We start from the raw sequence: 21,452 nt of genomic DNA, 5'->3' as shown, positions 1-21,452 counted from the left end.
AGTTCGCCTCTCAGGCCGCGGTGACGTTGACGACGGTGCCGGGGTTGCTGGTCTGCGACTCGACGTCGCCGAAGGGCAGCCAGGTGGCGTCGGTCTTGCGGGCGGTGTGCACGACCTTGCCGTCGGCGGTGCCGATGACCACGTGCAGATCGCCGTTGGGCTCGCCGGCGGCGTCGATCGTGACGGCGTTGCTGGCCAACGGGGTGCCGGTCGCGGCGATCACGTCGCCGAAGGGCAGCCAGGTGCCGTCGGACTTGCGGCCGGTGTGGAAGATCTTGCCGTCGGCCGTCACGGCCAGCATCTGCAGATCGACGCCGGTGCCGGCGATGGCGATGTCGGCCACCTTGGCCAGCGGGCCGGCCTGCACCTCGACGTCGCCGAAGGGCAGCCAGGTGCCGTCCTCGTGCTTGCGGCCGGTGTGCCAGATCTTGCCGTCGGCGTTGGTGACGGCCACGTGCAGGTCGGTGTCGGAGCCGGACGGCGAGTGCACGGCGGTGGCGGAGACCTTGACGGCCTTGCCGTCGGCGCTGCCGGCCTCGACGTTGACGTTGCCGAACGCGGTCCAGCTCTCGTCGAGGTGGCGGATGGCGTGCCACACAGTGCCGTCGGTGTCCGTGACGACGATGTTGAGCTCGTTGTCCACCGAGGCCACGGCCACATCGGCGGCGGTGAAGCTCGCGCCGGTCTGGGCGTTCACATCGCCCCAGGGCAGCCAGTTCCCGTTGGCCAGGCGGGCCGTGTGGTGCAGCTTGCCGTCACGGGAGATCGCCACGATCTGCATGTCGCCGCCGGTCAGCGCGCCGTCGGCGGCGACGATGTCGAGGGGGCCGGCCTGCGTGTCAACGTCGCCGAAGCCGCCGGCCCAGGTGCCGTCGGTGTTGCGGATGGTGTGGAAAAGGCCGCCATTGCCGGTGATCGCGCCGATCTGCAGCGGCTGCGGTTGGGCCACGTCGTTGACGATCTTCTTGTAGCGGTAGGCGTGGTAGCCCTCGGACAGCAGCGTCGACCTGGTCCAGTTCTCGTGCTTGGCGAACTGGCCGAAGTCCGGCTCGGTGTAGACCTGGGCCAGCGTGTGCGCGCCGTCCACCCAGTGGTCGAACAGCACGACGTGCTCCGACTCCTTGTCCAGCGCGTCGCCCGGCAGCAGGTCGTCGTAGGAGATCTGGGTGGAGACCTGCGGCAGGGTCTGGGTGACCAGGCTGGTGCCAAGGTGCCAGGCCATCGAGACGTAGCCCGAGCAGTCGGAGCGGTAGCCGCGGCCCTGCGGATCGGGGGCGTACACCGACTGGCTGTAGGGCACATGCTTGTCGACCCAGTACTGCGCTCTGGCCAGCACCTCGCTGCGGGTGATCGGGCCGTCGACCGAGGACGCGGCGCCGGCCTGCGGGGCCGCGAACGTGGTCAGGCCGTTCGCGGCCACGGCGGTGAGCAGGCCGGCCGTCATCAGCCGGCGCAGGCCGGACGTGGTCGAGCCGGTCCGAACAGCGGACGAGAACATGGGAATGCCACCTTCACCTTGATGTGTCAGGGAGCGATGAACGTCAGGGGCGGGAAGCGTTTGAATCGCTTCAACCAAGAACAACGCTACAAGCGAAGAGCACACCGGGAAAGGCTTTGGTGTGGCCGGATCCGGCCACGCACCGCTCACGAAAAAGGACGCCCGCCAGGCCTTTTCAGCCCGACGAGCGTCCTCAGTGGACTACGTACGGATCAGCTGCCGGCGATCGCCGCCTCCACCACGCCCGACGGCGGCATACCCGGCACGACGGATGACGTCAGCTGTGCGGCCGCGTCCCATGATCCGTCGCCGCTGTGCCGGATCGTGTGCCACACGGCGCCGGCGTTGTCCACCAAGGCAATCTGGAGATCGCCGTTGACGCCCGCGGCCGCGACGGAAACGAAGGTCCCCGGATGGTGCATGGCGTTCAGCGCGTCACCGGGCGCACTGAAGTTGCCGTCCGAGCCGCGGACCATGTGCCACAACGATGTTCCGTTACCGCCCTGCACCAGGAGTTGCAGCCCGGTGCCGACCGCACCCACCGCGATCCCCGATGGCGTACCGACCACGTGGCCGGTGTCGTACGCGGCGAGCACGTCGCCGAAGCTCGACCAGGTCCCGCCGGCGTCCCGCACGGCGTGCATGACCTTGCCCCCGGCCAGCGCCACCACCTGGAGCTGCCCGTTCACGCCGGCCGCAGCGACCTGGGTGATCGCCCCGGTCAACCCGCCGGCCACGCTCTTCACGTCGCCGAGCGAGGTCCATGTGCCGTCGCTGTGGCGAACGGCGTGGAAGAGGTTGGCGCCGCTGTCGGTCGCGATCACGACCTGGAGATCCGTGCCGACCGCGGCCGCGGCCAACGAGGTGACGTTGGCGCAGGTGGCAATCCGCTGTATGCCTTCCCAGCGGCCGTCGGAGTGCCGTACCGCCAGGTAGACGCCGGTCGCGTCGCTGAGCACGATGTCCAGGTCGCCGTTGACGTAGGTGCTGGCGATGTGGGTGATCGTGCTCGACGGCCGGCTGGTCTGGTCGAGCAGGCTGCCGGCGGCCGTCCAGGTCCGGTTGGCGGTGGACCGGATGGTGTGCAGCAGGTCGTTGCCCGTGGTGCGCAACACCAGCTGCGCGTCGGACGCGCTGCCGGCGGCCGCGGTCACGGCGACCGGTCGGCTGGTGTCCTGGCGTGCGCCGAAGGAGAAGGCGGCGCCGACGACCACGGCCATGACCGCGACCAGAACCGCCAGTGGCGCAAGGGTTTTGCGACGATTCATGGTGTTCCCCCCGGTCATGACGCGCTCAGCTGGTACAGGGCGGCGCCGCCGGCCGGCAGCGACACGGTGATCTGCGAACCGGACTGCGCGGTGTACGAGCCCTTGCTCGGGTCGAACTTGCCGATGCCGTGCACGGTCGAGGTGTTGGTGTTCAAGGTGACGTTGGCCGCGGCGGTGTTGGACCGGTTGGCCACGAACACCCAACGGTCCTTGACCGCGCTGTTCGGGCTGCGGAATCGGCCCACCACAACGGTTCCCGACACCGACGTGAGATAACCGTCCGGGCTGAACGGCGTGGTGCCGGGCGTCTGGGTGCTCTCGTTGGCGTGCACCACCGACTCCGACACCAGCGGCAGCAGCTCCTTGCCCACCGGGGCCAGCCACGTGTTGTTCAGCGTCTGGGCGTAGCCGTAGCGGACGGTCTTGGTGCCGTTCAGGTCGATCAGCGCCGGGCCGAAGCCCTCGCCGCGGCCCGGATCCGGCGTCCAGTAGGTGAAGTACTGGATGCCCTTGCAGCCGTAGGCCAGGCTGACGTTGACCTGCCAGGCCAGGTCGGCCGCGGTCGGCTCCTTGAGCAGGCCGCTGGACAGCGTCTGGATGTAGGTCCAGGTCGGCAGCCCGCTGGCCAGACCGGCCTGCCGGACCTGGGCCCAGCACTGGAAGAAGTTCGTCGCCTCGCCGTCGCGGCGCAGCGGGTAGTAGTCGAAGGAGATCAGCGGCGGCGCGACCTGGCTGACGAAGTTGCTCAGCGTCTTGGCGTAGTCGACTTCCAGCGCGTACGAGAGGTTGGTGTACGCCATCGCGCTCGGCGCCATCTCGTGCACGATCTGGGTGGCCTTGCCCAGCGAGGCGTTGCGGGAACCCAACAGGTCCGGCTCGTCGTAGAGGCTGAAGCCGGCGAAGGAGGTGTGCCGGGCGTAGCGCGCGGTCGCCTGCTGGACCAGCGCACGGGCGTCGGCGGTGCTGATGGTCAGCGGGCCGGAGTGGCTGTCGTCGATGGTGAACATCTCGCCGACCGCCTTGACCGACGGATCCGTGGCCACCAGCGCCTTGAGGTTGTTCTGGTCGGCGAAACCGAGCGCGTAGTCGATGCTCTGCGGGTCGAGCTGGTAGTTGCCGGTGACGAAGAAGGTGAAGCCGGCGCCCGCCATGTCGGCGTAGTTGGCGGCGGTCGACGCGGACGGCGGCGGTGGCCAGAACGCGCCGATCGGGAAGCGTGTGTCGGTGAACAGCGGCGTCGAGCTGCACACATTGCCCAGCTGCAACGGGGTGGCGGCGGGCGTGACGGCCGGCCGCGGCGTCGCCGAGGCCACGGCCGGGGCGGCCAGCGCGGCGGCGCCGACACCGGCGGCACGGAACAGCCAGCGGCGGCTCATGGTCGTACCGAGGCGTGCGTCATCGGTCACGGAATGCTCCTGAAGATGAGTGATGGTCAGCTCAGATGAGATTGCGGCGGGCCGCCCAGGCGACGGCCTCGATCGGGGTGCCGGCCCCGACCTTGTCGCACACCTCGCGCAGCCGTCGGCGCAGCGTGCGCGGGCTCAGATTCAGCCGCTTGGCCACGGAATCCGCGGGCAACCCGGTGGCCAGCAGGCCGAGCAGGGTCACGTCGTTCCGGTTCATGGCGCCGTCGGTGGTCAATGTCAGCATCACAGCCCCCCGCTGTCTGCCGTGTTCATTGAAATGATTCAAACAGCGGGCCGGCAGGGCCGTCAAGAAGGTTGGGCCGAACGGCGCAGTTTGAAACCGAGATGCCGTTGACAACCCCTGTAGCTGGGAATTTCGTGCGCGGAGTACCCTAAGCTGGCCCTACTTGAGTTGTTACACGTTTCAATCGGAGGAGGACCGCCATGCGACGCGTGGGCATCAAGGACGTCGCCGCGCTGGCCGGCGTGTCCGTCGGCACGGTCTCGCACGTGCTCAACCGGCCCGAGGTCGTCGCCGACGCCACCCGGCTGCGGGTCGAGCAGGCCATCGGCGAGCTCGGCTTCGTGCGCAACGGCGCGGCCGGCACCCTGCGGGCCGGCCGCAGTCAGGTGCTCGGGCTGGTGGTGATGGACGTGACCAACCCGTTCTTCACCGACATCGCCCGTGGGGCCGAGGACGTGGCCAACGGCAACGGGTACGTGGTCATCCTCGGCAACTCCGACGAGTCCGACGACAAGGAGCGCAACTACCTGCGCGTGCTCCAGGAGCAGCAGGTCGCCGGCGTGCTCATCACGCCCGTGCACGACGACTCGACGCGGCTGCGGCAGCTGCGCGACGTCGGCACCTCGGTGGTCCTGGTCGACCGGGCGGCGCTGGGCACCGACCAGTGTTCCGTGTCGGTGGACAACGTGGCCGGCGGACGGCTGGCCGCCGAGCACCTGTTGAGCTTGGGCCACAAGGAGATCACCTTCGTCACCGGGCCGTCGGCCATCCGGCAGTGCGCCGACCGCCGGGCCGGCGTCAAGGCCGCGCTGCGCAACGCCGGCATCGCGCTGGGCGGTGGCCTGCAGGAGGTGGTCGTGCCGGCGATGAACGTGGCGTCCGGCCGGGCCGCCGGGGAGAAGTTGTTGCAGGGCAAGCGAAAGCCGCGGGCCGTGTTCTGCGCCAACGACCTGCTGGCCGTCGGTGTCATGCACGTGCTGCTGCGGGCCGGGGTGCGGGTGCCCGAGGACGTCATGGTGGTCGGCTACGACGACATCTACGCGGCCGAGTCGGCGGCCGTGCCACTGACCACGATCCGGCAGCCCACGTACCAGATGGGCCGGATGGCCGCGGAGCTGATGATCTCCGAGTGCGAGCAGCCGGAACAGCACGCCCACCAGCAGATCCTGTTCCAGCCGACGCTGGTCGCCCGCAACTCGACGGGCCGGCCGGTCTAGCCCTGGATCAGTGCCTTGGCCAGGTCGGCGGCCTCGCGGGCGGAGCCCCAGGACAGGGTGACGCCCAGGCTGCCGTGGCCGTAGCAGTGCACGATGGGCCGGCCGGCGAGCGCGCGGGCTTCGAGCCGGATGGCCGCGCGCTCGGGGCGTAGGCCGACGCGGTGCTCCAGGATCGGGGCGCCGGCCAGCAGCGGCTCCACGGCGGCGCAGCGCTCGAGGATGGCCGAGGCGATGGCCGCGTCGGGCTCCAGCCGCCAGTCGCCGACGGTGGACACGCCGCCGAGCACAACCTGGTCCCCGTGCGGGAAATAGTGGGTGAACTCCGGCTCGGTGGAGATCTCCAGGAAGAACTCCTCGATGCCCGGATTGGCCACCACCACGAGCTGCCCGCGACACGCTCGCACGGTCAGGTCCGGCACCAGTCGCCGGGCCCCGACGCCGCTGCAGTTGACCAGCACCGGCGCCTCGTCGACGACCTCGCTGAGCCGACCGACCGTGCGGATGTCCAGCCGGCCGCCGGCCGCGGTCAGCCGGCCGGTGAGGTAGCCCAGATAGCGCGGCATGTCGATCAGCGGAACGCGGGCCCACTGCCCGCTGGTGAAGCCGGCCGGCAGCTCGGCGCGACGCAGGTCAACCCGGTCCGGGACCATCGTGACCTGCGGCGGCGGGTCGTCCAGCGGCAGCGCACCGCGGCTGGCCATCCGGCCGCGGGTGAGGCGGACGCCGGTGGCCGGATCGCGGGCCAGCCGGGTGAACTCGTCGAGGCCGACCCGGCTCCAGTCCAGGGCCCGATCGGCTGGTTCGGCGAAGGCCGGGCCCCACATCGCGCCGGCCATCGCCGACGTGGTCTGCCGCGGCAGGTCGGTGCTCATCACCCTGGTCCGCACGCCCGCCTCGGCCAGGCACACCGCGGTGGTCAGGCCGATCACACCGGCCCCGATGACGAGCACGTCGTCACTCACGCTCGTCACGGTAGGGCATCGGGCACCGAATACCGAGTCCGAAAGGGACAGTGCCCGTCTACGATCCGGGAACATGTCCCAGCCAAGCGCGCCCCCGCAGTTCCCCATCCTGATCTCGACCATGAACGACGTGCCCGGCTGCCGGGTCACCCACGTGTTCGGCGAGGTGTTCGGCCTCACCGTGCGCAGCCGCGCCATCGGCGTGAACTTCGTGGCCGGTCTCAAGTCCCTCGGCGGCGGCGAGGTGACCCAGTACACCCAGATGCTCAGCGACTCCCGCAACGAGGCGCTGGGCCGGCTCTGCCAGCAGGCCATGGGCTACGGCGCGAACGCCGTGCTGGCCATGCGGTTCGACTGCAACGAGATCGCCCAGACGATGAGCGAGGTCGCTGCCTACGGCACTGCCGTCTACATCGTGCCCAACGACCAGCCGGCCCAGCAGCACGCCGCGCAGCAGCACCAGCCGCAGGCCCAGCAACAGCAGCAGTACCAGCAGGCCCCGCCGCAGCAGATGCAGCAGCCCCAGCAGCAGCCCCAGCGCTGATGCCGAAGTTGTGAACGGACCATTCCCAAACTCCGAGTAGAGGAATGGTCCGTTCCGAACTTCAAGGCTTGACTAGGAGGAGCGGCGGCGGTAGGCGATGCCGGCGGCGACGGCGCCGGCCAGGGCGCCGGCGCCCAGGACGGTGGGCACGCCGATGCGGGCGGCCTTGCGGCCGGTGCGGAAGTCGCGGATCTCCCAGCCGCGGCGGCGGGCCAGCTCCCGCAGACCGGGGTCGGGGTTGACGGCCACGGCGGTGCCGGCGGTGGACAGCATGGGCACGTCGTTGATGGAGTCCGAGTACGCGGTGCAGCGCCGCAGGTCGAGGCCCTCACGGGCGGCGAGCGCCCGGACGGCGTGGGCCTTGGCCTTGCCGTGCAGCAGGTCGCCGACGAGCCGGCCGGTGTAGACGCCGTCACGGGACTCGGCGACGGTGCCCAACGCCCCGGTCAGGCCGAGCCGCCGCGCGATGATCGAGGCCAGCTCGACCGGAGTCGCGGTGACCAGCCACACCCGCTGCCCGGCGTCCTGGTGCATCTGGGCCAGCGCCCGGGTGCCGGACCAGATCTTGGCCGCCATCAGCTCGTCGTAGATCTCCTCGCCGAGGTCGACGAGCTCCTGCACGCTGCGCCCGGCCACGAAGCCCAGCGCCTGCTCGCGGCTGGCCCGCACGCTGTCCGGGTTCTCCTTGCCGCCCAGCCGGAACCGCAGCTGCCGCCAGGCGAAACTGGCCAGGTCGGCGGTGGTGAAGTACTTCCGGCTGGCCAGGCCGCGGGCGAAGTGGAAGATCGAGGCGCCCATCATCATCGTGTTGTCGACGTCGAAGAACGCGGCGGCGGTCAGGTCCGGCGGCACCGCGAGCGCGGCCTCGAGATCGGCCGCGGCCGCCACCGCCGCCTCGGCCGATGCCTCGCCGGCCAGCTCGGCCATCCGCTCGAGCTCCGCGTCCGCCCCGTCACGCCAGCGTGGCACCGCCGCGCCTCCCCCGCTCCTGCCGGTTCCTCATCGTGCAAGGGTAGCGATCAGTGTCCGAGCACAATGCCCGGTAGTCCGGGCAGCAGCGGCGGCAGGGTGATCCCGGGCAACGGCAGCGGCACGGAGATGTCGGTCGGCTTGCTGCTGGTAGTGGTCGGTCCCGGTCCCTTGGACCCGGTCGTCACGGGCGAGGCGACCGTCGGTGTGGTGAAGGTGACGGTCGGCGTGGTGGTGGCCGTCGTCGTCGACCCGCCGCCGACCCCGTTGCCCGGCGCGCCACCGCCCGGATGCGAGGTCGTGGTCGGCGTGGTGCCGTAGCTCTGCTGGACCGGCGGCCGCGTGGCGCACGCACCGGTGGCCGGCAGCGCGCCGACATCGTCGGTGGCGCCGGTGGTGATCGTGTAGCAGTTCAGCCGCGCGATCAGGGCGTCGGCGCGCTCGGTGATGGCGTTGAGCAGGTCGGCGCTGGTGTCGGCGCGCTCGGGCAGCGAGGGCCGCAGGGTCTTGAGCCGCTGCGACTGCTGCTTGGCCCAGTCGCGCAGGTAGGTCAGGCCGGAGCCGTCGCCGTTGGTGCTCAGCACGGTGAGCAGCCGCGATCCGGCAGCGGCGTCGGTGTCGAAGTCGGTGAGCGCGGTCAGGTACGAGCCGATGGGCGTGTTGCCGCGGGCGGCCATGCCCTCCATCTCGTCGATCCGCGCGGTGGCGAACTCGAGGTGCTTGCGGGCCTTGGCCGCGTCGTCGAAGGCCAACCCGAACGAGGCGGACTCGGCGGTGCGCTTGATCGCGTACAGCGGGTCGCCGGGCAGCGCGTCCCGGCTGAGCAGCAGGCTCATCGCGCCCAGCGCCAGGATCAGGCACAGCGCGGCGGCCATGGCCACCATCAGCCGTCCGGGCGCGGTCGACCGCACGGGTAAGTCGCGGACCGGGGCCGGCGGGGACTCGAAGTCCATGGCCTTGAACTCGGCGAGCACCCGCAGCCGCATGCGTTCCCGCTCGCGTGGGGTCGGCCCCACCGCGTCGGCCGAGCGCCGCAGCAGATCCGCGACGCGTTCGTGCTCCATCCGGGTCTCCACCTCACCACCTGTTCGCTTCCAATCCAGGAAACGACGGCGGCACTGCATCGGTTACGCGTAAGAGCATTACGTCAGCGCGTGAGCACAGCTAGCGCAGTTCGGCCGGCAGCAGTTGGGCCAGCCGGCGTACCGCGCGATGCTGCAAAGCCTTGATCGCGCCCTCGTTCCGGCCCATCTGCTCGGCCGTCTCGGCCACGGACAGGCCCTGCAGGAAGCGCAACACGATGCACTCCCGCTGGTCGTCGTTGAGCTCGCTCACGCAGCGCAACAGCTCGCTTGTCGTCGCCTCGTCCAGCACTGCCTGCTCGGGACCGGCCGTGACCTGGCGATTGTCGTCCAGCTCGGCGGTGGTGACCTCCAGCCGGTACCGGCTCGACTTGACGTGGTCGAGCACGAGGTTGCGGGCGATGGTGACGAACCAGGCGCCGACGTCACGGCCCTGGTAACTGACCGTGGTGATGCGGCGCAGGGCCCGCAGGAACGTCTCCGAGGTGACGTCCTCGGCCAGCGTGCGGTCGCCGACCCGGAACAGCACGTACCGGAACACCTGGTCCACGTAGCGGTCGTAGAGCAGGCCGAACGCCTCGACGTCGCCACGCTGAGCCTTGTCCACCAGCTGCCACGCCTCGGCGTGCTCGTCGGCGGTCGGGGGCGGGCCACTGGGCTGTTTGGAGCGGGCAGGGCTGCTCATAGGTCCAGCAGCACCTCCCTTGGTCGGCGTAGCGGCAGCATACGTGTTGTTACTTGCAAGTAGGTAGCGCTCACGGGCGGACCCTGGTGAGACGTCGGGCCCAGCTCCTGCATGACGCCGGGGCAGCGTGACAAAATCCTGCGATCGGCTCGATGGGGAGGTCTCGCATGACCGGTGTCAGCAACGTGGCGGATCTGGTCCGGACCGCCGCGGTCCGTGGTCCCGATCACCCCGCGTTCATCGACGCGGCCACCGGGGACACCCTGACCTGGGCCGAGGTGGACGCCGCGACCGATGTCGAGGCCCACCGCCTGCGTGAGGCCGGTCTCCAGCCCGGCGACCGGGTGGCGGTCCGCCTGCCCACCTCCATGGAGTTCGCGGTGGCCGTGTTCGGCACGCTGCGGGCCGGCGGCGTGGTGGTGCCGGTCGGCACCGGCGGCCCCGGCCGTGAGCTGACCCGCGTGCTCGACGACAGCGGCGCCTCGCTGCTGATCGGCGACGGCGGCGACGCCTCGACCAGGGTGCTGCCCGCGCCGAGGCTGCGCGTCGACGGCGGCCTCACCGGCGAGTCGGTGCGCGGCGGCGAGGACGTGGCGGTGCTCGCGTACACGTCGGGTACCTCCGGTGTGCCGCGCGGCGCGATGCTGTCGCACCGCGCGTTGCTGGCGAACGTGGCGCAGTGCGCGGCGCTGCGTCCGGCGCCGGTGACCGCCGCCGACCGCGTCCTGCTCGCCTTGCCGCTGTTCCACTCCTACGGGCTTGGACCAGGACTGTTCCAGGTCGCGGCCGCCGGCGCGACCGCTGTTCTGCTGCAACGTTTCGACGCGGAGGCAGCAGTTGACGCCATCGAGCAGCACCGGGTGACGACGTTGGTCGGCGTGCCCCCGATGTACCAGGCGCTGCTGCACGTCGACGCCGCACGCCTGCGTGACGCCCTGATCACCGTCCGTCTGCTCACCTCGGGCGCGGCGCCGCTGAGCCCGTCGCTGCTGGAGGCCGTGCAGAAGGCGACCAGCCTGCCGGTCTTCGAGGGCTACGGCCTCACCGAGACGGCCCCGGTGCTGACCTCCACGCTGGTCGGCGGCCAGGTCAAGCCGGGCTCGGTCGGCCGTCCGCTGCCCGGCATCGAGCTGCGCCTCGTCGACACCGACGGCCAGCCGTTCGCCGAGGACGAGGAGTTCGTGCTGCCGGACGACGACGCCGGCCTGGTGTCGGTGCGCGGCGAGAACCTGTTCAGCGGCTACTGGCCGGACGGGGCGCACGGCCCCGACGCCGAGGGCTGGTTCCGCACCGGCGACGTCGGCTACCTGGACGACGACGGCGACCTGCACCTGGTCGACCGGGCCGGCGACCTGATCATCGTGAACGGCTTCAACGTGTACCCGCACGAGGTCGAGCAGGTCATCGTCGAGCTGCCGCAGGTCGCCGAGGCGGCGGTGGTCGGCGTGCCCAGCGAGACCACGGGCGAGGCGGTGAAGGCCGTGATCGTGCTGGGCCAGGACGAGGAGCTCACGGCGGACGCCGTGACCGAACACTGTGCCGAGCGGCTGGCCAAGTTCAAGGTGCCGGTGACGGTGGAGTTCGCCGACGTGCTGCCGCACTCGCCGACCGGCAAGCTGGTGCGCAGCCGGCTGCGCCTGCCCCAGGCGTAGGTTGATCCACGTGAGCCACACCGTCACCGTGATGACCAGGGTCGGCTGCGACCACTGCGTGCAGGCCGAGGCCGACGTCAAGCGCATCTGCGACGAGCTGGGCGTGGCCTGGTCGGCGCGGGACGTGGACGCCGACACCGAGCTGCGCGAGGAGTACGGCGACCGGGTGCCGGTGATCCTGGTCGACGGCCGTGAGCACGGGTACTGGACGGTCGAGGAGCCCCGCCTGCGGGCGGCGCTGGCCCGTTGACGCGCGGGGAGGGCGCGCTGCGGCGGCGCTGCCGGCGGCTGCTGCGGGAGCTGGACGTGCGGCCGCCGCTGGACGTGCGCGACCTGTGCGACCGGCTGGCCGCCCGCCGCGGCAAGCCGATCCGGCTGGTGCCCTATCCGATCGAGATTCCCGGCCCGTTCGGGCTGTGGTTCGCGACCGACAGCGCGGACTTCATCGTCTACCAGCAGGAAACGACCAGGCCGCACCAGAACCACATCATCCTGCACGAGCTCGGGCACATGATCGCCGAGCATCCCAGCGACGACGAGTCGACCGCGTTCGTGGCCCGGCGCACCTGCTACGACTCGGCCCACGAGCGCGAGGCCGAGCTGATCGCCACCATCATCCTGGAGTGGGCCAGCGTGCTGGACACCGTCCACAGCGGCCGTCAGGACCCGACCGTGGACCGGTTGGGGGATTCCCTTTCACACCATCACGGGTGGGTGTGAGGGGCAGCGCTGCCCTTCCGTACAAAAGTCCAAGCACGGCAAGGGCGTTCAGTGCTTTCGTAGAGGCATGACCCGCGAGATGTACACCGACCACTACTTCGCGCACGTGCACGAGTTCATGGCCACCGCGCGTGCCGAGGAGCCGGTGTTCCAGACCACCGCGCTCAACGGCGTTCCGACCTGGGTCGTCACGCGCTACGACGACGTCAAGGCGCTGCTCACCGACGACCGGCTGAGCAAGGACTCCGAGCGCATCATCGCCCTGCTGCACACCAAGATGATCGCCGCCGGCCGCGAGCCGGAGCTGCACGCCGGCTTCGGCAAGAGCATGCTGATGGCCGACCCGCCCGACCACAGCCGGCTGCGGCTGCTGCTGGCCAAGGACTTCACCGCGCGGCGGATCGCCAAGCTGCGGCCGTTCGTCGAGCAGCTCACCGACAACCTGCTGGCCGCGCTGGCCACCGAGCCGGGGCCGGTCGACGTGGTCGACGGCTTCGCGATGGCGCTGCCGGCGATGGTGATCAGCGAGATGCTGGGCGTGCCGGCCGAGGACCGGCACGAGTTCAACGCCTGGACCGGCGACCTGCTGGCCGGCGACCCGGCCGTGTACATGCCGGCCAACGACGCCGTGGTGGCCTACCTGGGCAAGCTGATCGAGGCCAAGCAGGCCGACCCGGGTGAGGACCTGCTGTCGGCGATGACCAGGGCCGAGGAGGGCGACCGGCTCTCGCCGCACGAGGTGCTGGCGATGGCGCTGCTGATCCTGATCGCCGGCCACGAGACCACGACCAACCTGATCAGCTCGGCCATCCTGCGGCTGACGGCCGAGCCGGCGCTGGCCGAGCGGCTGCTGGCCGACCCCATGCCGGTGATCGACGAGCTGCTGCGCGTGGACTCGCCGGTGATGCTGGGGACCGCCCGGTACACCACCGAGCCGGTCGAGGTCGGCGGCGTGACCATTCCGGCCAACGAGATGGTGGCGCTCGCGCTGGGCTCGGCCAACCGCGACGCGGACCGCTTCTCGCATCCCGAGCAGATCGACCTTGACCGCGGCGCGCGTGGGCACGTCGCCTTCGGTCACGGCCTGCACCACTGCCTCGGGGCCCCGCTGGCTCGGCTGGAGGCCGAGGTCGCGCTGACGGCGTTCGTGCGCCAGTTCCCGGACGCCAAGGTGGCGGTGCCGGCCGACGAGCTGCCGTTCCGGCACGCGACGATCATGAACGGTTATTCGGAAATGCCGGTTGTCCTGGGGGCACGGGCGGTCGTCACGAATTCGTAAGGCCCGTCCGCTTGAACCTTCGGCGGTCCTGGCACGAACTTGAAGTGTGGGTGCACCAACGACCGCCGTAGCGCCGCCGCAGCCGACCGAGACCCGGATCCCGGTCGGCCCGGCGATGCTGATCGGCCTGCTCGGGGTGGCGGCGGCGCTGGCCGCCGGCCACCTCGTCGCGGCCTTCATCGACCCGAACGCCTCGCCGTTCCTGGCCGTCGGCAACGCGGCGATCGACCTGACGCCGGCGCCGCTCAAGGAGTTCGCCGTCACGTCCTTCGGCACCGCCGACAAGCTGGTGCTGCTGTCCGGCATGGCGGTGTTCCTGCTGGTCGTGGCGGCTGCGGCCGGGCTGCTGTCACGGCGCAGCCCGGTGCCGGGCACGGTGCTGGCGGTGCTGTTGGGCGGCGCTGCGGTCGCGGCGGTGTTCAGCCGTAGCGACCTCGGCCAGCTGGCCATCCTCGCGCCGGCGGCCAGCCTGGGCGCCGGGGTGACGGTCTTCCGTCGCCTGCACGCCGCCGCGCTGCGAGTGCAGGAACCAGGCAGCCCGGAGGGCATCGAGCGGCGCAAGTTCCTCCAGGGGACCGTCGGGGTGGCCGTCGGGGCCGGGATCGCCGGCCTCGCCGGGCAGTTCATCGGCACCCGGGTGGACGTGGAGGGCTCCCGGGCGACGGTGCCCCGTCGGCTGGCCAGGTACCGCGACCAGACCACGGTCGCCGGCTCGGACTTCGCCCAGGACGGCACGCCGACGTACCTGACCAGGAACGAGAACTTCTACCGGATCGACACCGCACTGTCGGTGCCGCGGCTGACCGCGGAGGACTGGTCGCTCCGCATCCACGGCATGGTCGACCGGGAGCTCACGCTGACCTTCGACGACGTGATGGACATGGACCTGATCACCAGGACCGTGACGCTGACCTGCGTGTCCGATCCGGTCGGCGGCCCGTACATCTCGACCGCGCAGTTCACCGGCGTGCTGATGCGCGACCTGCTGGCCAAGGTCGGCGTGAAGGCCGGGGCCGACCAGGTCTTCTCCACCAGTTCCGACGGCTACACCGCCGGCAGCCCGCTCGACGTGATCATGGATCCCGGGCGCAACGCCATGCTGGCCGTGGGCATGAACGGCGAGGCACTGCCGCCCGAGCACGGCTTCCCGGCCCGGCTGGTCGTGCCCGGCCTCTACGGCTACGTGTCGGCCACCAAGTGGGTCACCGACATCGAACTCACGACGTTCGCCGCCAAGACCCAGTACTGGGTGCCTCGGGGCTATTCGGAGAAGGCCCCGATCAAGACCGAGTCGCGCATCGACAGCCCGCGCGGCCTGGGCTCGGTACCGGCCGGCAAGGTCGTGGTGGCCGGTATCGCCTGGGCCCAGACCAAGGGCATCGCCAAGGTCGAGGTGCAGATGGACGGCGGCCCCTGGCAGGAGGCCGACCTGGCCGTGCAGCCCACCAAGGAGGCCTGGCGGATGTGGCGGCGGACCTTCGACCTGCGGCCGGGCAGCCACACCGTGGTGGTGCGGGCCACCGACAGCTCGGGCTACACGCAGACCGTGGATGTGGCCGACGCCGTGCCGGACGGGGCCACCGGACTGCACTCGGTGGCGTTCACCACGGCGTGAATCCCACCGGTGTCGCCCGAACGGGCGAGGCCGGTTTCGTGCCCCGAGCCGCCAACTTTGTGCACACGTTCACAAGCGCTACGGTTGTCCCATCACACCAATCGAGGGAGCAACCAGCGTGGGTGCACGGCGGGGTGAGGACGTCGAGGTCGTGACTGCCCCTGGCCGGCTTCCGGACGAACCGGCCACGCGCGAGCGGGCCCGGGCCATCCCCGAGGCCGCCGTCGCCCGCCTCGCGGTCTACCTGCGGGTGCTGTCGGGTCTGGCCGAGCAGGACGTGACCACCATCTCCAGCGAGGAGCTGTCGGCCGCCGCCGGCGTCAACTCGGCCAAACTGCGCAAGGACCTGTCCTACATCGGCTCGTACGGCACCCGTGGCGTCGGCTACGAGGTCGAGGTGCTGGTCGACCAGATCGAGCGCATCCTCGGACTGACCCGCAAGCACTCCGTCTGCGTGGTCGGCATCGGTAACCTTGGTCACGCGCTGGCCAACTACGCGGGCTTCCCGGGACGCGGTTTTCCGGTCTCCGCGCTGTTCGACGTCGACGAGGACCTGATCGGCGTGCCGGTCGGAGGAATACTGGTCAGCCACGTCGACGACATCCCCAGGGTGTGCGCCGAGCGGGAGATCTCGATCGGGGTCATCGCCACCCCGCCACCCGCCGCCCAGGGGGTCTGCGACCGTTTGGTATCCGCGGGCGTGCAATGCATCCTGAACTTCGCACCCGTCGTGATCCAGGTTCCAGACCACGTCGAGGTGCGCAAGGTTGACTTGGCGGTGGAGATGCAGATCCTGTCGTTCCACGTGGCTCGGCGTGCGGACGAGGCTGCGAACGCGGACGAGAGCGGAATGGTGGTGCCCGGGTGAACTCGAAGGCCGGCTCGACCGTTCTAGCTGGGGGGTGGTCGGAATGAGCCTGCTCGCGGTCGGTGTGTCCCACCGCACGGCCGAGGTGCGCCTGCTGGAGAAGCTGGCGGTGTCCTCGGACGGTATGCCCAAGCTGCTCGACGAGCTGCTGAACCAGGACAACGTCACCGAGGCGCTGCTGCTGTCGACGTGCAACCGGATCGAGGTGTACGCGGTCGTCGACGCCTTCCACGGCGGTCTGGCCGACGTCACCTCCGTGCTCTCGCGGCACTCCGGCATCGAGGTCAACGAGCTGTGCGAGCACTTCTACGTGCACTACGCCGCGGCCGCGGTCGAGCACCTGTTCTCGGTGGCCGCGGGCCTGGACTCGATGGTCGTCGGCGAGGCCCAGATCCTCGGCCAGCTGCGCGGCGCGTACGCCGACGCGGATGACGCCGGCACCGTCGGCAAGACCCTGCACGAGGTCACGCAGCAGGCGCTGCGGGCCGGCAAGCGGGTGCACGCCGAGACCGCCATCGACCACGCCGGCGCGTCGGTGGTGTCCGAGGCGCTGGCCGACGCCGACCGCGTGCTGGGCGGCCTGGCCGGGCGCAAGGCGCTGCTGGTCGGGGCCGGCTCGATGGGTGGCCTGGCCGCCGCGCACCTGCGCCGCGCCGGCATCGGCGAGATCGTCATCGCCAACCGCACCCCGGCCAACGGGGACCGCCTGGCCGCGGCACTGACCACCGAGGGCGTGCCGGCCCGTTCGGTCGGCCTCGACCGCCTCGACGATGAGATCTCCGCCACGGACGTGCTGCTCGCCTGCACCGGCGCGATGGACGTGGTGGTCGGAGTTGACCGGTTCGTCCCGGGCTCCCACCGCGGCCCGCTGGTCGTCTGCGACCTCGGCCTGCCCCGCGACGTCGACCCGGCGGTCGGCGACCTCGACGGCGTCACGCTGGTCGATCTGGAGACGTTGCAGCACCGTCTGGCCACCGCGCCGTCGGCGCTGGACACCGAGCGGGCCCGGCGCATCGTGGCCGACGGCGTGCGCGACTACCTGGCCGGTCAGCGGTCGGCCGCGGTCACCCCGACGGTGACCGCGCTGCGCCGCCGCGCGGCCGAGGTGGTGGACGCCGAACTGTTGCGATTGGACTCGCGGCTCCCGGACCTGGATGATTCCACTCGTGCGGAGCTGGCCAGGACGGTCCGCCGGGTGGTGGACAAGCTGCTGCACACCCCGACCGTCCGCGTCAAGGAACTGGCTTCGTCGCCCGGCGGGGCCGGCTACGCGGACGCGCTGCGGGAGCTCTTCGAGCTCGACCCGCAGGCGCCGAGGGTGGTCAGCACGCCACGGACAGTAGAGACCGAGCACGGCGGTGGAGATCGGTGAACCGGACGTTGAGGATCGGCACCAGGGGCAGTGCCCTCGCGTTGGCCCAGACCGGCATGATGGCCGAGCGGCTGGAGCGCGCGGGCGCCACGGTGGAGATCGTCACCGTGACCACCCCGGGCGACCGTTCGCACGCGCCGATCGCCGAGATCGGTGTCGGCGTGTTCACCTCGGCCCTGCGTGACGCGCTGGCCAACGACGAGGTGGACGTGGCCGTCCACTCGTACAAGGACCTGCCGACGGCGCCGGACCCGCGGCTCGTGCTGGCCGCCGTGCCCACCCGCGAGGACCCCAGGGACGCCCTGGTCGCGCGGGACGGCATGGTGCTGGGCGAGCTGCCGGCCGGCAGCCGGGTCGGCACCGGCGCGGCCCGCCGGGTCACCCAGCTCGAGGCCCTCGGCCTCGGGCTGGAGATGGTGCCGATCCGCGGCAACGTGGACAGCCGGATCCGCAAGGTGTTCGACGGCGAGCTCGACGCTGTCGTGGTCGCCGCCGCGGGCCTGTCCCGGCTCGGCCGGCTCGACGTGGTGACCGAGTTCCTCGACCCGATCCAGATGCTGCCCGCCCCCGCCCAGGGTGCGCTGGCGGTGGAGTGCCGGGTCGACGACTTCGACACCGAACACCTGCTTCGCTCTTGCCTGGATGATCAGGCCAGTAGGGCCGCTGTCACCGCCGAGCGCGCGATGCTTGCCGCGCTGGAGGCCGGGTGCAGCGCGCCCGTCGGCGCACTGGCCGATGTGGTGGAAGACCTCGACGACGACGGCCGGACGGTTCTCCGCCTGTCGTTGCGCGGGGTCGCCGCGACGCCGCAGAACGAGCTGCTGCGGGCGTCGGCCACCGGTGACTTGACCACAGCAGAGCAGTTGGGCCGGGCGCTCGCGGCCGAACTGCTTGATCTCGGCGCCACCGTGCTCAGTGGCCCGGGGAGCAAGTGATGGGGAGTGCCCTGATGACGACCCGCGCACGTAAGACCCCCGGACGCGTCGCGTTCGTGGGTTCCGGCCCCGGCGATGCCGGGCTGCTGACGGTTCGGGCCACGGAGTTGCTGGCCAGGGCAGAGCTGGTGGTGACCGACCCGGACGTGCCGACCGAGGTGGTCGGCCTGGCCGAGGGCGCCGAGGTGCGCCCGGCCGTCGGCGAGCCGGGCGACGTCGCCAAGGACCTGGTCAACGAGGCCCGCAACGGCCGCAGCGTCGTCCGGCTGGTGTCCGGCGACCCGCTGACCCTCGACTCGGTGGTGACCGAGGCCCAGTGCGTCGCGAAGTCCACTGTGGACTTCGACGTGGTGCCCGGAGTTCCCGGCGGCACAGCGGTTCCGGCCTACGCCGGTGTCGCGCTCGGCGCCGTGCACACCGAGGCCGACGTACGGTCCACTGTGGACTGGGCCGGCCTTGCCGCCGCGCCCGGCACGCTTGTGCTGCACGCCACCGGTTCGCACCTGGCCGAGGCCGCGTCCTCGTTGGTGGAGAACGGTTTGGCCCCGCAGACCCCGGTCGCGGTGACCGCGGGCGGCACCGCCTTCGGGCAGCGCACCGTGGACACCTCGCTGGCCGCGCTGGCCGCCGATGCCGGCGATCTGGCCGGGCAGCTGGTGGTGACCGTCGGCAGCACCGTCGCCGGCCGGTCCAAGCTGTCCTGGTGGGAGTCGCGGGCGCTGTACGGCTGGCGGGTCCTGGTGCCGCGCACCAAGGAGCAGGCCGGCGCGATGAGCGAGCGGCTGCGTGAGCACGGCGCGATCCCGGTCGAGGTGCCGACGATCTCCGTCGAGCCGCCGCGCAGCCCGGCGCAGATGGAGCGCTCGGTCAAGGGCCTGGTCGACGGCCGCTACCAGTGGGTCATCTTCACCTCGACCAACGCGGTGCGTGCGGTGTGGGAGAAGTTCCGCGAGTTCGGCCTCGACGCCCGCGCGTTCTCCGGCGTGAAGATCGCCTGCGTCGGTGAGAGCACCGCCGCCAAGGTTCGCTCGTTCGGCATCATCCCGGAGCTGATCCCGTCGGGTGAGCAGTCCAGCGAGGGCCTGCTGGCCGACTTCCCGCCCTACGACGACATTCTCGACCCGGTGGACCGGGTGCTGCTGCCGCGGGCCGACATCGCCACCGAGACGTTGGCGGCCGGGCTGCGCGAGCGCGGCTGGGAGATCGACGACGTGACGGCGTACCGCACCGTGCGGGCCGCGCCGCCGCCCGCCGACACCCGCGAGATGATCAAGTCCGGCGGTTTCGACGCGGTCTGCTTCACGTCCTCGTCCACCGTGCGCAACCTGGTCGGCATCGCCGGCAAGCCGCACACCCGGACGCTGGTCGCGTGCATCGGCCCGCAGACCGCCGAGACCGCCCGCGAGTTCGGCCTGCGCGTCGACGTGCAGCCCGAGTTCGCCACCGTGCCCGCACTGGTGGACGCGCTGGCCCAGCACGCCGCCCGGCTCCGCGCCGAGGGCGCGCTGCCGCCGCCGCGCAAGACCAAGCGCCTGCGCCGGTCGTGATTCAGTAACGCTTGGAAGGGGGCCTTCCTGCACTCCGAGTGCAGGAAGGCCCCCTTCCAAGCGTTTGGCCCACAAAAGGGAGTACTCGTCGTGTTCCCCACTCATCGTCCTCGGCGGCTGCGCCGCACCCCGGCCATGCGCCGTCTGGTCAGCGAGATCGACGTCCGGCCGCGCCAGCTGATCCTGCCGATGTTCGTCAAGGAGGGGGCGACGGAGCCGATCCCGATTGCCTCCATGCCCGGCGTCGTCCAGCACACCCGCGACACGCTGCGCAAGGCCGCCGTCGAGGCCGTGCAGGCCGGTGTCGGTGGTCTGATGGTGTACGGCGTGCCGCTCAAGCACGACGCCGTCGGCTCCGGCGCGACCGACCCCAACGGCATTCTCAACGTGGCCCTGCGCGACCTGCGCAGCGAGCTCGGCGACGACACCGTGCTGATGTCCGACCTGTGCCTCGACGAGTTCACCGACCACGGCCACTGCGGCGTGCTGGACTCCGACGGCGCCGTGGACAACGACGCCACCCTGCGCATCTATGCCGACATGGCCATCGAGCAGGCCCGTTCGGGCGCGCACATGGTCGGCACCAGCGGCATGATGGACGGCCAGGTCGGCGTGATCCGCGAGGCGCTGGACGAGGCCGGCTACCTGGACACCGGGATCCTGGCCTACGCGGTCAAGTACGCCTCGGCGTTCTACGGCCCGTTCCGCGAGGCCGTCGGGTCCCAGCTCAAGGGCGATCGCAAGACGTACCAACAGGATCCGGCCAACGCGCGGGAGGCGCTGCGCGAGCTGTCGTTGGACATCGCCGAGGGCGCGGACATCGTGATGGTCAAGCCCGGCCTGCCCTACCTGGACGTGCTGCGGACCGTCGCCGACAACTCGGAGGTCCCGGTCGCGGTCTACCAGGTGTCCGGCGAGTACGCGATGGTCGAGGCGGCGGCGGCCAACGGTTGGCTGGACCGTCAGCGTTCGATCATGGAGTCGCTGACCTCGCTCCGCCGGGCCGGCGCTGACATGATCCTCACCTACTGGGCTGCCGAAGCCGCGAAGTGGCTATGACGCAACCCGAAGTGACGGTGCCTCGCACCGTCGACATCGCGCGTTGGCTGTGGGTGGCCGGCGCGCTGTTGTCGGCGGTGCGGGCGCTGGTCGTGCTGGCCGATCGGCAGGGCCTGCGCGACCAGGTCCGTCAGCTCGATCCGACGTTGTTCGGGCAGCAGGTCGAGGCCGCCGTCAACGGCGAGATCGTGCTCGGCGTGTTGTTCAGCGCGGCCACCGTCGCGCTGTACGTGTTGGTGGCCAACAAGATGCGTGGCGGCCGATCGTGGGCCCGAGTGCTGCTCACCTTCTTCGGCGTGATCTTCGTGGTGCTCGGCGTGCTGGGCATGTTCGGCGTCGCCGACGGCATGGCCGCCGCCCAGGGGCTGACCGTCGACCCGCTCGAGGTGGCCCTGTCCGCCCTCGGTCTCGTGCTGGACGTGGCCGCGCTGGTGGCCATGTGGCTGAAGCCGTCCAACGACTACTTCCGCACCATGTCGGTCCGTTTCGTGATGCCGCCGCAGCAGCCTCAGCGCTGGTAGGACGTGTAG

The 21,452-nt window shown here is 71.0% G+C and carries 21 protein-coding genes; 13 read left to right on the top strand and 8 right to left on the bottom strand.

Features of this window, described 5'->3' with window-relative positions; genetic code table 11:
* Positions 1 to 10 precede the first annotated feature (10 nt).
* From M3Q35_RS31435 to M3Q35_RS31420, 4 genes are all read right to left on the bottom strand, one after another.
* Positions 11 to 1,498, bottom strand: a complete 1,488-nt coding sequence (locus M3Q35_RS31435) for a PLL family lectin (RefSeq protein ID WP_273936160.1) — start codon at positions 1,496 to 1,498, stop codon at positions 11 to 13.
* Between the two features lie 212 nt (positions 1,499 to 1,710).
* Positions 1,711 to 2,766: a PLL family lectin gene (locus M3Q35_RS31430; protein ID WP_273936159.1), complete on the bottom strand. Its 1,056-nt coding sequence runs from the start codon at positions 2,764 to 2,766 to the stop codon at positions 1,711 to 1,713.
* Positions 2,767 to 2,780: 14 nt separating this feature from the next.
* Complete coding sequence (locus tag M3Q35_RS31425) at positions 2,781 to 4,172, bottom strand: hypothetical protein (RefSeq protein WP_273936158.1); 1,392 nt, start codon at positions 4,170 to 4,172, stop codon at positions 2,781 to 2,783.
* A gap of 31 nt (positions 4,173 to 4,203) precedes the next feature.
* On the bottom strand, positions 4,204 to 4,416 hold the full coding sequence (locus tag M3Q35_RS31420; RefSeq protein WP_273936157.1) for a helix-turn-helix domain-containing protein: 213 nt from the start codon (positions 4,414 to 4,416) through the stop codon (positions 4,204 to 4,206).
* 200 nt (positions 4,417 to 4,616) lie between these two features.
* Here M3Q35_RS31420 and M3Q35_RS31415 point away from each other — a divergent pair, with 200 nt between their 5' ends.
* Positions 4,617 to 5,633 (top strand): LacI family DNA-binding transcriptional regulator, encoded by a 1,017-nt coding sequence (locus tag M3Q35_RS31415; RefSeq protein ID WP_273936156.1) that lies wholly within the window; start codon positions 4,617 to 4,619, stop codon positions 5,631 to 5,633.
* Here M3Q35_RS31415 and M3Q35_RS31410 read toward each other — a convergent pair.
* Positions 5,630 to 6,595: an FAD-dependent oxidoreductase gene (locus M3Q35_RS31410; RefSeq protein ID WP_273936155.1), complete on the bottom strand. Its 966-nt coding sequence runs from the start codon at positions 6,593 to 6,595 to the stop codon at positions 5,630 to 5,632. The genes M3Q35_RS31415 and M3Q35_RS31410 overlap by 4 nt on opposite strands.
* 73 nt (positions 6,596 to 6,668) lie before the next feature.
* Here M3Q35_RS31410 and M3Q35_RS31405 point away from each other — a divergent pair, with 73 nt between their 5' ends.
* Positions 6,669 to 7,139 (top strand): YbjQ family protein, encoded by a 471-nt coding sequence (locus tag M3Q35_RS31405; RefSeq protein ID WP_273936154.1) that lies wholly within the window; start codon positions 6,669 to 6,671, stop codon positions 7,137 to 7,139.
* Between the two features lie 72 nt (positions 7,140 to 7,211).
* Here the strand turns inward: M3Q35_RS31405 and M3Q35_RS31400 are convergent, their stop codons facing one another.
* The 3 genes from M3Q35_RS31400 to M3Q35_RS31390 form a co-directional block, all read right to left on the bottom strand.
* Positions 7,212 to 8,066 carry an HAD family hydrolase gene (locus M3Q35_RS31400; RefSeq protein ID WP_273944529.1) on the bottom strand — a complete coding sequence of 285 codons (855 nt, stop codon included), beginning with the start codon at positions 8,064 to 8,066 and terminating at the stop codon, positions 7,212 to 7,214.
* A gap of 92 nt (positions 8,067 to 8,158) precedes the next feature.
* Positions 8,159 to 9,172, bottom strand: coding sequence for a DUF5667 domain-containing protein (locus tag M3Q35_RS31395; RefSeq protein WP_273936153.1), 1,014 nt, complete (start codon positions 9,170 to 9,172; stop codon positions 8,159 to 8,161).
* Positions 9,173 to 9,272: 100 nt separating this feature from the next.
* Positions 9,273 to 9,875 carry a sigma-70 family RNA polymerase sigma factor gene (locus M3Q35_RS31390; protein ID WP_273936152.1) on the bottom strand — a complete coding sequence of 201 codons (603 nt, stop codon included), beginning with the start codon at positions 9,873 to 9,875 and terminating at the stop codon, positions 9,273 to 9,275.
* A 167-nt stretch (positions 9,876 to 10,042) separates the two neighbouring features.
* Between M3Q35_RS31390 and M3Q35_RS31385 the strand changes: the two genes are divergently transcribed.
* The 11 genes from M3Q35_RS31385 to M3Q35_RS31335 all read left to right on the top strand — a co-directional run bounded on the left by M3Q35_RS31385 (position 10,043) and on the right by M3Q35_RS31335 (position 21,443).
* A complete protein-coding gene (locus tag M3Q35_RS31385) occupies positions 10,043 to 11,527 on the top strand; it encodes an AMP-binding protein (RefSeq protein WP_273936151.1) in 1,485 nt (494 codons plus the stop codon).
* Between the two features lie 10 nt (positions 11,528 to 11,537).
* On the top strand, positions 11,538 to 11,777 hold the full coding sequence (locus tag M3Q35_RS31380; RefSeq protein WP_273936150.1) for a glutaredoxin family protein: 240 nt from the start codon (positions 11,538 to 11,540) through the stop codon (positions 11,775 to 11,777).
* Positions 11,774 to 12,247 (top strand): hypothetical protein, encoded by a 474-nt coding sequence (locus M3Q35_RS31375; RefSeq protein ID WP_273936149.1) that lies wholly within the window; start codon positions 11,774 to 11,776, stop codon positions 12,245 to 12,247. Before M3Q35_RS31380 ends, M3Q35_RS31375 begins: the two co-directional genes overlap by 4 nt.
* Positions 12,248 to 12,314: 67 nt before the next feature.
* Entirely contained in the window at positions 12,315 to 13,526 is a 1,212-nt protein-coding gene (locus tag M3Q35_RS31370; protein WP_273936148.1) for a cytochrome P450 family protein, read from the top strand.
* A gap of 115 nt (positions 13,527 to 13,641) precedes the next feature.
* Positions 13,642 to 15,141, top strand: coding sequence for a molybdopterin-dependent oxidoreductase (locus M3Q35_RS31365; RefSeq protein WP_273944527.1), 1,500 nt, complete (start codon positions 13,642 to 13,644; stop codon positions 15,139 to 15,141).
* Between the two features lie 151 nt (positions 15,142 to 15,292).
* Entirely contained in the window at positions 15,293 to 16,009 is a 717-nt protein-coding gene (locus M3Q35_RS31360; RefSeq protein WP_273944525.1) for a redox-sensing transcriptional repressor Rex, read from the top strand.
* Between the two features lie 43 nt (positions 16,010 to 16,052).
* Positions 16,053 to 17,381 (top strand): glutamyl-tRNA reductase, encoded by a 1,329-nt coding sequence (locus M3Q35_RS31355; protein ID WP_273936147.1) that lies wholly within the window; start codon positions 16,053 to 16,055, stop codon positions 17,379 to 17,381.
* A complete protein-coding gene (gene hemC / locus M3Q35_RS31350; RefSeq protein ID WP_273936146.1) occupies positions 17,378 to 18,316 on the top strand; it encodes a hydroxymethylbilane synthase in 939 nt (312 codons plus the stop codon). The genes M3Q35_RS31355 and hemC overlap by 4 nt, the downstream gene beginning before the upstream one ends.
* Before the next feature lie 14 nt (positions 18,317 to 18,330).
* The gene (locus tag M3Q35_RS31345) at positions 18,331 to 19,863 is read left to right on the top strand and encodes a bifunctional uroporphyrinogen-III C-methyltransferase/uroporphyrinogen-III synthase (RefSeq protein ID WP_273936145.1); all 1,533 of its coding nucleotides are present in this window, start codon (positions 18,331 to 18,333) and stop codon (positions 19,861 to 19,863) included.
* A 90-nt stretch (positions 19,864 to 19,953) separates the two neighbouring features.
* Entirely contained in the window at positions 19,954 to 20,922 is a 969-nt protein-coding gene (gene hemB, locus M3Q35_RS31340) for a porphobilinogen synthase (RefSeq protein WP_273936144.1), read from the top strand.
* Positions 20,919 to 21,443 (top strand): hypothetical protein, encoded by a 525-nt coding sequence (locus tag M3Q35_RS31335; RefSeq protein ID WP_273936143.1) that lies wholly within the window; start codon positions 20,919 to 20,921, stop codon positions 21,441 to 21,443. The genes hemB and M3Q35_RS31335 overlap by 4 nt, the downstream gene beginning before the upstream one ends.
* Positions 21,444 to 21,452: the final 9 nt, after the last annotated feature.

The organism is Kutzneria chonburiensis (genome assembly GCF_028622115.1).
In the GTDB taxonomy this organism is placed as follows: Bacteria; Actinomycetota; Actinomycetes; order Mycobacteriales; family Pseudonocardiaceae; genus Kutzneria; species Kutzneria chonburiensis.
The sequence above is the reverse complement of the archived record's forward strand: the minus strand, read 5'-3'. Positions and strand labels throughout refer to the sequence as shown.

Coding starts and splice junctions, on each gene's coding strand:
- M3Q35_RS31435 (WP_273936160.1), bottom strand. CDS start 1,498: ATGTTCTCGTCCGCTGTTCGGACCGGCTCGACCACGTCCGGCCTGCGC.
- M3Q35_RS31430 (WP_273936159.1), bottom strand. CDS start 2,766: ATGAATCGTCGCAAAACCCTTGCGCCACTGGCGGTTCTGGTCGCGGTC.
- M3Q35_RS31420 (WP_273936157.1), bottom strand. CDS start 4,416: ATGCTGACATTGACCACCGACGGCGCCATGAACCGGAACGACGTGACC.
- M3Q35_RS31415 (WP_273936156.1), top strand. CDS start 4,617: ATGCGACGCGTGGGCATCAAGGACGTCGCCGCGCTGGCCGGCGTGTCC.
- M3Q35_RS31405 (WP_273936154.1), top strand. CDS start 6,669: ATGTCCCAGCCAAGCGCGCCCCCGCAGTTCCCCATCCTGATCTCGACC.
- M3Q35_RS31400 (WP_273944529.1), bottom strand. CDS start 8,066: ATGGCCGAGCTGGCCGGCGAGGCATCGGCCGAGGCGGCGGTGGCGGCC.
- M3Q35_RS31395 (WP_273936153.1), bottom strand. CDS start 9,172: ATGGAGCACGAACGCGTCGCGGATCTGCTGCGGCGCTCGGCCGACGCG.
- M3Q35_RS31390 (WP_273936152.1), bottom strand. CDS start 9,875: ATGAGCAGCCCTGCCCGCTCCAAACAGCCCAGTGGCCCGCCCCCGACC.
- M3Q35_RS31385 (WP_273936151.1), top strand. CDS start 10,043: ATGACCGGTGTCAGCAACGTGGCGGATCTGGTCCGGACCGCCGCGGTC.
- M3Q35_RS31370 (WP_273936148.1), top strand. CDS start 12,315: ATGACCCGCGAGATGTACACCGACCACTACTTCGCGCACGTGCACGAG.
- M3Q35_RS31365 (WP_273944527.1), top strand. CDS start 13,642: ATGCTGATCGGCCTGCTCGGGGTGGCGGCGGCGCTGGCCGCCGGCCAC.
- M3Q35_RS31355 (WP_273936147.1), top strand. CDS start 16,053: ATGAGCCTGCTCGCGGTCGGTGTGTCCCACCGCACGGCCGAGGTGCGC.
- M3Q35_RS31345 (WP_273936145.1), top strand. CDS start 18,331: ATGACGACCCGCGCACGTAAGACCCCCGGACGCGTCGCGTTCGTGGGT.
- M3Q35_RS31335 (WP_273936143.1), top strand. CDS start 20,919: ATGACGCAACCCGAAGTGACGGTGCCTCGCACCGTCGACATCGCGCGT.